Origin of the sequence: Mesorhizobium sp. M7A.F.Ca.CA.002.15.2.1 (assembly GCF_003998715.1) — a bacterium.
Classification (GTDB): Bacteria; Pseudomonadota; Alphaproteobacteria; order Rhizobiales; family Rhizobiaceae; genus Mesorhizobium; species Mesorhizobium ciceri.
On sequence record NZ_RZPI01000185.1, the window covers coordinates 1 to 8,574 of the forward strand.

Here is an 8,574-nt window from a genome sequence, read left to right on the forward strand (position 1 = left end):
GGTCCGGGACGACGAGGGCCATGGCAAGGCATGTGGCCAGCAAACGCGCCCGCCGCAGGCGGCCGGAAACCGGGCCGCCGCGAAAGGCTTCGAACAAATCTGTTTTCAACTCAACGTTCCGATCCGCTATAGCCCCATCGCCCGATGAGCTTGCGTCGAATGGCCGACGCCAATGTCTGGCATTGGCCACCGGCCGGTCAGTAAGAACCGCGCGACATCCAGACGGCCGGGACGGTCTTGATGATGATGCGAACGTCCTCGAACAGCGACCAGTTCTCAACATAGTGACGGTCGAAGGCGACGCGGCTGTCATAGGACACATCGTTGCGGCCGCTGACCTGCCACAGGCCGGTCAGGCCCGGACGCGATTTCAGATAGTAGACGGCGGATGTGCCATAGATCTCTAGTTCGTCGCGCACAACCGGACGCGGACCGACAAGGCTCATATCGCCCTGCAGGATGTTGATGATCTGCGGCAACTCATCGAGGCTGAGTTTCCTCAGCACTGCTCCAACGCGGGTGACGCGCGGGTCGTTCTTCAGCTTGCGGGTCGCGATCCATTCCGCGTTGGCGTCCGGGTTGGTGGCGAGATAGGCTGCCAGCACCTTGTCGCCGTCCGGAACCATGGTGCGGAACTTCAGGCACGGAAAAATCCGTCCGCCCCGCCCGATTCGCCTGTGGCCGTAGAAAATCGAGCCACCGTCGGAAAACTTGACGAGCAGCGCTATCATGACAAATAGCGGGCTGAGGGCGATCAAGCCAATCAGTGAACCGGTGATATCGAAGCTGCGTTTGAGCAGGCCGCCGATCGGCGGCGGAAAATCGATGTCAGCCTGCGAAAAGCTCGCGGTGGCTGACTTGGCAACGTCCCTCATGCCGTAAACTCCATGCGTTGAACGAATGGTTCACCACACGATACCAAAAAAATGTTGCAGCGCAACACACAATTTACCACCCCGTTGAAATAGTCACGTCATGAAATGACTAAATAATAAGCTTGCCATGCACAAATTTCGGCATATTTAGCACATTTGTGACAATAAATGGGCACAGCCGAAAAAATAGAGGCCTTTGTGGGGCGGTTTTTAGGCGGACCTACCTATTTGCCAAGGCGAGGTACAAACTAGTGCTTCATCATGCCGTGATGCTTGGTCAAAACCATATAAAATACTACTTAATATTGGCCATTTTACTGAAAAATATCGACGAGAGGATATCGGCCTAGCTCCCGTTGCGTGCATTGCAACATGGCAGAGTCGATCGCAAAAGCTCGATCAAAAATAACCGAAGTTGCCCTTGCCGCCTATTGCTCGCCTTAATAGAATTGCAAATTATACCTGTCACGGTGACGACAGGTGGAAAAGGCCGGAAGCAACCGGTCGAGAGTGGGCGACCTTAACAAGCCCACATGACAAGGGACGGCGCTCGGGTGGGGCAATCGCGATAATACCCGAGCCGGTTTATGGGCTGTTGGGTATGGCACTTCCAAAATTCATCCTCGGGATGATTTTCGCTCTGGCGATCGTCGTCGGCTGGTCCTGGCTGGGCGGTGCGTCGATAGGCACGATATTGGTGCGTGTCATCATCTGCGCCGTGACCATTCAGGCTGGCTATTTCGTGCTCATCTACACCATGATCGCCAGGAGCGCGCCGACGCCTGCCGACATAGCTCGTGACGCCGAGCGCAAACTGAACGCACCCGAGGTCGCCGAAAGCGAGAAGCTGGGCGGTGCCAGGCGCGGCCTGCATTGATGCAGACTGCTCAAACGTGGCCGGTTTGGCGGCAACGACATCCTTCGAGACAAAGGGACCAAAGCGCCGCGTGAATCCGTCTCGGCGCGACGCGTCTTGGTCGCCGGCTCACGCCACATCAGCGGGTTCGCTCTCCGACTGTTCCCCCAACAGCATCCTCGACAACCGGCTGCCGGTTTTTTCCTTCAGCCGCTGATATTGGCCGACCTCGACGATACGGCCGTTTTCCATCGCCACCACCCAGTCGGCGAAGGCGATCATCGACGGCCGGTGCGCGATGGTCAGGATCGTCATCGTACCGCGTAATCCATCGATCGACCTGGCGATCAGCGACTGGTTCTGCCAGTCGAGCGCGCTGGTCGCCTCGTCGAGAATGAGCAGCGACGGCTTGCGCAGCAGCGCGCGCGCGAGCGCGATGCGCTGGCGTTCGCCGCCCGAGAGCCGCACGCCGCGATCGCCGACCACCGTCTCGAGCCTGAGGTCGAGCCGTTCGACAAACTCGCCGGCGTGCGCCTGACGCAGCGCGGCCCACAGATCGCCATCGCTGGCCCGTGGCGCGGCGAGGCGCAGGTTCGCCGCGATCGTGTCGTGCAGGAGGAACACGTCCTGCGGCACATAGGCCACCTGGTCGCGCCAGCGACGGCGATTGCTGGCATCGATCTCGACGCCATCGACAAGCATCTTGCCGGTGGTGGGCTCCAGCAGGCCAAGCAGCATGTCGGCGATCGTGCTCTTGCCCGATCCGGACGGGCCGATCAGGGCGGTGACCTTGCCGGCCGGCAGGCCGAAGGTGATGCCGCTCACCACCGCCTTGTCGACAGCATCTCCGTAGGCGAAGGACACGCCGCGAATATTCAATCCCTTATTGAGGGAGAGTGTCCCGGCGTCGGCGAACTCGGTATGGCCGGGCTCGCGTTCGGCGTCGAAACGTGCCTGCAGGCTGCGCATTGCCGTAAAGGCGGGCAGGTTGATCAGCACTTGCTGGGCCTGCGTCTGCATGTCCATGAAGCGCGGCGCGATACGCATGAAGACCAGGAGCAGGACGACGATCTCGGCCAGCGACAGATTGAAGCGGACCAAAGCCACATAGATGAACAGGCTCAGGCCCACGACGCTCGCCACCTGGAATACAGCAGTGCCGATGGTGCTGTTGCGCACATAGTCGATGTTGTCGGCCTTCATCCTCTCAAGCGTCGACCGCAGCTGCGCGAAATAGCTGTCCTCGACGTTCAGGCTCTTGGCCACCTTGATGCCGCCGAGAAATTCCGAGACCGTCCGGTACTGGTCCTGGCGATTGGCGGTCAGCACACGGCCGAAGGCAGTGGCCCGTGCCCGGAAGGGCCGCAGCGCCACGAACATCAGGATGCCGACGACCACGGCAAACAGCGTCATGACCGGCGAGATAAACACGGAAACCAGGAGATAGCCGGCCAGAAGAACGGCGATTTGCACCAGCATCAGCAGTGAGAAAGCCGCGCCCTGGACGCGGTCGATGTCGCCGGTCAGGGCATGATCGAGATCGGAACTGCGCATGCGTGTAAAAACGCCCCAGCGCGCCTTGCCGATGCTTTCGAACAGGTTCATGCGAACGCGATTGATGAAATCGAACAGCAATTTGGCCATGTAGACCGACTTGAAGCGATTGAACGCCGCCTGCGCCGCAACAAGCCCGACCAGCGCGCAAAGCACGGTCGTCAGTTGCAGCGTGCCATCAGGCACCAGCCAGCGCACGAAATCATCGTTGGGCAGCCGAACAGCGAAATCCTGGTCGGCACGTCCGACCAGATGCAGCAGCGGGACGAGCAGCAGGATCGAAATGCCCTCGGTCAGGCTGCCGAGGATGAGGAAGAACAGCGCCGTCCACGTTCGCCGGCCGCCGATCCGGGCAATGGTGGCGCCGAAGGCGGCAATTTCTCGAAACAGCGACAGGCGAAGGATTGGGGGCTTCGACATGGTTGCGCTCACAACCGCCGGCTGCCAGCCGACAGATCCTTTTCGATCAGTTCCACGGCTTCGCCGATCCTGTCCAGGCCCGTCGGGACTTCCAGCCGGTACACGCCGATATGGTTGGCAATCCATGAACATTGCCGAAGATGCGCCGTCGCGAAGTCGCCGGGCAGGGCCGCGCGGCCGAAGCGCGTCACATAGGAGAATTTGATGATGGCCGGCAGGGCGGCAATGGCGGGCAAGGGCGTGATGTCAGCCCTTTCGCCGCGCTCGAGGATATAGATCCTGGTCGCCGGCACCTCGTCGCCCGAAAAGCCACCGTTCAGGCGATGCTGCATCTTGTCGATCGCCGCATGCACTTGCGGCCGCACTTCCGCTTCCCCAAGCGAGATCGCCGCCGCGGCGTCGGCCGCCAGCTTGATCTGCGGAAAGCCCGGAACGGTCATTGGCTCACTCGGATTGGCGAGGTCCAGCGCCACCACGTCATCGGTAAGCAGTCGATGCCCGGCCCGGATCATCGCACTTGCGGTCGTCGACTTGCCGGCTCCCTTGTCACCCATGAAGATGGCGCTCGTGCCGGCGGCGGCGATGGCACTGGCATGCAGGACAAGCAGGCCGCGCCGGTGCAAGAGCAGCGCCATGACCGGACCAAGCAGCGGAAACGCGAGCAGCGCGTCGTCGACGCCGGGCGCCGGTTCGATGTCGATACGGCTGGAATCGGTGATCAGGAACGCGCCCACGGCATGCCACGCCAGATATTGCCGATCCGGCTCGAAGCGAAAGTCGGTCGCGGCTTCGGGCGAGGGCTTTGGCAGGTCGATCGCGCCGACGGCAATCACGACATCCGCCGCCCCCGGCGTCGCCGGCTGCAGTTCGGGCAACGTCACCTCCGACGCGATGGTCAGGCCGTAGGCCCGGTAGAAGCGGCGTTCTCGCTTGGCCCGGCCATGCGAAAAGGCATCATCATTGCATAGAGCGAGCGGCTCGTTGCGCGGCATCATGCGGGGCTCCCGCCATGCTTGAGCTGCCGCAGCCAGAGCGACAGCGAGGCCGAGCGCCAGACATACTGGACATCCAGGGGGGCTGCCTGATCGGGCTGGCGCAGCAGCCGCGCATAGGCAGCACTCACTTGAGGCAGATTGACGTAAGGCGCGATGCGGTTCGCATCCGAGACCAGCAGCTGTTCCAGGAGGTCGCGATGGTTGCGCAGCATGCCATTGAGGAGATTGGCAGTGAAGTCGATCTTGTCGCGCCGCCACTGCACCGCCTCCGGCAATACGCCTTGCATGGCGCGGCGCAGCACATAGCGGCCAAAACCGTGGCTCAGCTTCTCCTCGCCCGGCAGCGCCAGGCAGAACTCGACCAGCGGCTTGTCCCAGAAGGGGTAGCGCGGCTCGACCCCGAAATTGGCGGCGGCCTTGTCGAGAACCTCGAAAGCATGCGGGACATAGCCGTTCGACAGGATCCAGCGATGGCTCAAGGCATCGCTGGCCTGGACGCCGGGCGGCATGTAGCCGGCCCGGTGAAACCGGTCGACAAGCTCGGTGCGCTTGGCCAGGTCCGGATTGATCAGGTCGCGCCAGCTTCGTGCGCGCGACACTTGCGCGGGCTTGCGGATCTTGTTCAGGGCACGGTTGGCCATATGCCTCAGCCTGGCGATGCGCCAGGCCGGCCCGTAGAGGGTCAGGAACTGGAGATAAAGGCCAAGCGTGCTGTCGCCATAGGTGTTGGAGGCGCTGCGGACCTCGCGCCACAGATCCATCCATCGGCCGCCATTCGCAAGCTCGTGCAGGTGGCCGTGGCCTTGTGAAACGACCTCGTCGCCACCATGGCCGTCCAGCAGCACCTTGATGCCCTTGGCGCCGGCAGTCCGGTAGATGCCGCGGGTGAGCGTCAGGCCCGGCGCCAGGAACGTTCCTTCCTGTTCTTCCAGCACGCGCTCGAATTCGGCAAATGGGGCATAGTTGCCAACCGGGATCAGCGTCGCGTCGACCTTCTGCTGGTCGAGAACGGCATCGATGAAGGGCCGCTCGTCCATCGGCGAGCCCTTCTCGAAAATCAGCGAGAAGGTTGGCAGCCTCGGCTTGCGCGCGGCGGCATTCTGCAGGCCGGCGACACAGGCGATAGACGAGGAATCGAGGCCGCCGCTCAGCATTGCCCCGACCGCCGAGGTCCCTCGCATGCGGTTGCGCACCGATTGCGAGAACAGATGGGCGAATTCCTCCGATGCATCCGACCGCAAGGGCCGCGCCGACGGCTCGATCTGCCAGTATCGGCGCAGCATCACTTGTTGCGCGGTGACGGTTAGGCTGTGGCGGGCCGGCAGGCTGAATATATCGCTGTAGGGGGTCGACTGCGGGTCGTCGGGAAGCCCGGCCAGGAAGCCGGAGATCTGGCGCTCGCTGACACGTGCGCGGATACCCTCGACGCCCAGGATCGGACCGATCTCCGACGCAAAGGCAAAACGCCGGTCCGCCGCGTGGTAGTAGAACGGCTTGACGCCAAAATGATCGCGCGCGCAAAACAGCGATTGCCGCTCGTCATCCCAGATGGCGAAGGCGAAATCGCCTTGCAGATGCTCCGGGCAGGCTTCGCCCCAGCGCAGGTAGGCCCGCATCAGCACGATCGCGTCGGCTACCGACTGGTCGCGGATACCGAGCCTGGCCAGCAACTCGTCACGGTTGTCCAGCCGGCAATCGGCGGTGATGGCGAGCCGGCCCCCAGCCATCGTCAAAGGGCCCGGACCGACTTCATCCGATGTGTTGAGCCAGGCGTGGCCAAGGGCGATGCTGGTGTCCAGCCACCAAGAACTGCCGTCAGGACCACGATGGCGCATGCGCGCCAGCATTTGCTGAATGTCGGCCGCCGCGACCGCCGGTGCGTTTGCTCCGCGCAACAGGATTCCGGCGACGCCGCTCATCGGCTGCCGTGGTCGACGAGATGGGCGAAGCCGTCGATCGATCCGCCAAGCACGATATGGTTGTCGCTGACCAGCCAGGCATGTGCTTTCAACTGCTCGCCTGTGCCACGTTCGATGCCGATGCGTACCGTCGATTCATTGCCTTGGCGGGCGAGAATATACTGGCCGGAGAGCGCCTGGGTCAGGCACGTGGCGTAAGGGACGAAACGGGCCGCGGCGGCAACGCCCCAGGCGACGCGCCGCAGTTCGCCCATTGAGGCGCACTGCCGCGCGTCGAGGCGCGTCACCAGGCTGCGTACACGATTGTAGGACAACAGCGTCAGCCCCAGCCGAACTGTCGCCACCACCAGCAGGCAATGGCCAAGGAAGATCATTTCCGAGCCAGTCAGGGAGAAAATCCTGACCAGCCCGCGCCGGCTTCCCCCGCGCTTCGTCTGCTTGACGTTTGTTTCTCTCGCCGGTTCCTGCCGTAAAGCCGTGGCCCGCGAAGACAAGGCCGGCGAAACCAGGGCCCGTGAAACCAGGGACTTGTGCTGGACCGGCTTAGACAAGTGCCTCATGATGCCGTCTCGCAAGCCCATTATCGGCCAGGCCCTTCAGCAATGCGTCGACATCGGCCTGGCAGCGCACCGGGTCGACATTGTAGCGCGCAAGCACGGCGCTGCGGATGTCGCCGATCGACCGGGGTTCCTGGATTAAATCCCAGATGAAGGCGCCGACGCCATTCAGGCTGTAGTAGACATTGGATTTGAGATTGAGCAGCGCCAAGCCATCGCCGAACTCGCAAGCCACGGCATCCTTGGTCGCGCACACGCTATCGTGGTCGCCCAGATCACGGTCGGATAGCTCCCCGTTCATCCCCAAACCTCGCTGACAAAACGCTGCGACATCTCCAGGCGGCGCAGGAGAAATCGGGAGGCTGGCCCCCCGACCCCTCTTACGTCTGCTTTTGAATCCAGAGTCCCAACATGTCACTCTGGAATCGGCTGTAGGTCTCAGGAGAACGTCAGGTCGCCAATCGGCGTATGCGCGGGGAACGATGCGTCGATCGCCGTGCTGCCGCCGCCGCCCTGGGTGATGGTCTCAATCGAACCATGGACCGTCAGGCTTGGCGTTTCATATTCATGCTTTTCAACATTCTGTTCCATTTTACTCTCCGATTTAGGACTGGAAACGGCCTGTCGAGTGCCGTCAGCACTTTTATGCTGCAATGCAATAGCTGCACGGCAGCATTTATGAGTCAAGACTGTTTTACTTTCTGTTAATCAATTACGGTTGCTGGCGTCGTCACATGAGCGGCATGCCTAAAACTTGTCATTTTTTAGCCGATTCCTTGTGCACGACGATCGCGCCTGTGCTGATTCTTTAAGCATTTGATTTTGCTTGCATAAGCCGTTTGCGTTGTGCCTATATTTAGGCCTCTCTAATGAAAAGAATTTCCATTTGAGAAATCGTCCGGAGATTGCCTAAGCGGACGTGGCAAGGGACATTTCAACCGCGGTTTTCACTGCTTTCCGATGCCACCTCGATAGACGCTTTGGTGGCAAAAATTCGCACTGCAGAAGGAAAGGCTTTACGGCATCGAGGTTTTTGGTGATGCTTGCTTCGCACTTGCAGCATAAGTGTCGGCGCGAAACGCTTTCTTGGGAGACTGTGCGCTAAATGGCCTTGCCGGATGGCTCATACGAACGATTGCGCGCCGCCGGCTGTGCCGGCGAGGTGGCCTATGTGCAGGCTTGCCTGCGATTGTTTTTCGCCGGCCCGGGCGCGGGCGACGTTTCGATGCGCCATCTTGACGGTGAAAAAATTGCCGAGATTGCCAGGCTGAACAAGGTCGCCGTCTTTGTCCTCAAGGCGCTTTCGCGCGCACCCGCGCTTCAGAGGCCAACTAAGCTTTTCCAATGGCTCGACACCTACCGCAGGAAAACGGTTTCGATGAACGCGTCCTGCATCAT

Annotated in this window: 8 protein-coding genes and 1 pseudogene; 2 read left to right on the plus strand and 7 right to left on the minus strand. The window is 61.4% G+C overall.

Going from position 1 to position 8,574, the window contains the following annotated elements:
• Positions 1–197: 197 nt before the first annotated feature.
• Positions 198–875 carry a sugar transferase gene (locus ENZ74_RS12995; protein ID WP_013528120.1) on the minus strand — a complete coding sequence of 226 codons (678 nt, stop codon included), beginning with the start codon at positions 873–875 and terminating at the stop codon, positions 198–200.
• A 601-nt stretch (positions 876–1,476) separates the two neighbouring features.
• Between ENZ74_RS12995 and ENZ74_RS13000 the strand changes: the two genes are divergently transcribed.
• Entirely contained in the window at positions 1,477–1,752 is a 276-nt protein-coding gene (locus ENZ74_RS13000; protein WP_013528119.1) for an exopolysaccharide production repressor ExoX protein, read from the plus strand.
• 108 nt (positions 1,753–1,860) lie between these two features.
• On the opposite strand, the gene ENZ74_RS13005 is transcribed toward ENZ74_RS13000, so the two are convergent.
• The 6 genes from ENZ74_RS13005 to ENZ74_RS13030 all read right to left on the minus strand — a co-directional run bounded on the left by ENZ74_RS13005 (position 1,861) and on the right by ENZ74_RS13030 (position 7,767).
• Positions 1,861–3,705 (minus strand): ABC transporter ATP-binding protein, encoded by a 1,845-nt coding sequence (locus tag ENZ74_RS13005; protein WP_063169879.1) that lies wholly within the window; start codon positions 3,703–3,705, stop codon positions 1,861–1,863.
• A gap of 8 nt (positions 3,706–3,713) precedes the next feature.
• Entirely contained in the window at positions 3,714–4,700 is a 987-nt protein-coding gene (locus tag ENZ74_RS13010) for a serine kinase (RefSeq protein WP_063169880.1), read from the minus strand.
• Positions 4,697–6,619: a lasso peptide isopeptide bond-forming cyclase gene (locus ENZ74_RS13015; protein WP_063169881.1), complete on the minus strand. Its 1,923-nt coding sequence runs from the start codon at positions 6,617–6,619 to the stop codon at positions 4,697–4,699. The genes ENZ74_RS13010 and ENZ74_RS13015 overlap by 4 nt, the downstream gene beginning before the upstream one ends.
• Positions 6,616–6,993, minus strand: coding sequence for a lasso peptide biosynthesis B2 protein (locus tag ENZ74_RS13020; RefSeq protein ID WP_244514257.1), 378 nt, complete (start codon positions 6,991–6,993; stop codon positions 6,616–6,618). Before ENZ74_RS13020 ends, ENZ74_RS13015 begins: the two co-directional genes overlap by 4 nt.
• 169 nt (positions 6,994–7,162) lie before the next feature.
• Entirely contained in the window at positions 7,163–7,477 is a 315-nt protein-coding gene (locus tag ENZ74_RS13025) for a PqqD family protein (RefSeq protein WP_027164264.1), read from the minus strand.
• A gap of 137 nt (positions 7,478–7,614) precedes the next feature.
• Positions 7,615–7,767: a lasso peptide gene (locus ENZ74_RS13030; RefSeq protein WP_010913078.1), complete on the minus strand. Its 153-nt coding sequence runs from the start codon at positions 7,765–7,767 to the stop codon at positions 7,615–7,617.
• Between the two features lie 544 nt (positions 7,768–8,311).
• Between ENZ74_RS13030 and ENZ74_RS13035 the strand changes: the two are divergent.
• A pseudogene (locus ENZ74_RS13035) lies at positions 8,312–8,574 on the plus strand (hypothetical protein); the annotation flags it as partial.

Excerpts from the sequence above, each read along its gene's own strand:
- ENZ74_RS12995 (WP_013528120.1), bottom strand. The coding sequence starts at position 875 with ATGAGGGACGTTGCCAAGTCAGCCACCGCGAGCTTTTCGCAGGCTGAC.
- ENZ74_RS13000 (WP_013528119.1), top strand. The coding sequence starts at position 1,477 with ATGGCACTTCCAAAATTCATCCTCGGGATGATTTTCGCTCTGGCGATC.
- ENZ74_RS13005 (WP_063169879.1), bottom strand. The coding sequence starts at position 3,705 with ATGTCGAAGCCCCCAATCCTTCGCCTGTCGCTGTTTCGAGAAATTGCC.
- ENZ74_RS13010 (WP_063169880.1), bottom strand. The coding sequence starts at position 4,700 with ATGATGCCGCGCAACGAGCCGCTCGCTCTATGCAATGATGATGCCTTT.
- ENZ74_RS13015 (WP_063169881.1), bottom strand. The coding sequence starts at position 6,619 with ATGAGCGGCGTCGCCGGAATCCTGTTGCGCGGAGCAAACGCACCGGCG.
- ENZ74_RS13020 (WP_244514257.1), bottom strand. The coding sequence starts at position 6,993 with ATGATCTTCCTTGGCCATTGCCTGCTGGTGGTGGCGACAGTTCGGCTG.
- ENZ74_RS13025 (WP_027164264.1), bottom strand. The coding sequence starts at position 7,477 with ATGAACGGGGAGCTATCCGACCGTGATCTGGGCGACCACGATAGCGTG.
- ENZ74_RS13030 (WP_010913078.1), bottom strand. The coding sequence starts at position 7,767 with ATGGAACAGAATGTTGAAAAGCATGAATATGAAACGCCAAGCCTGACG.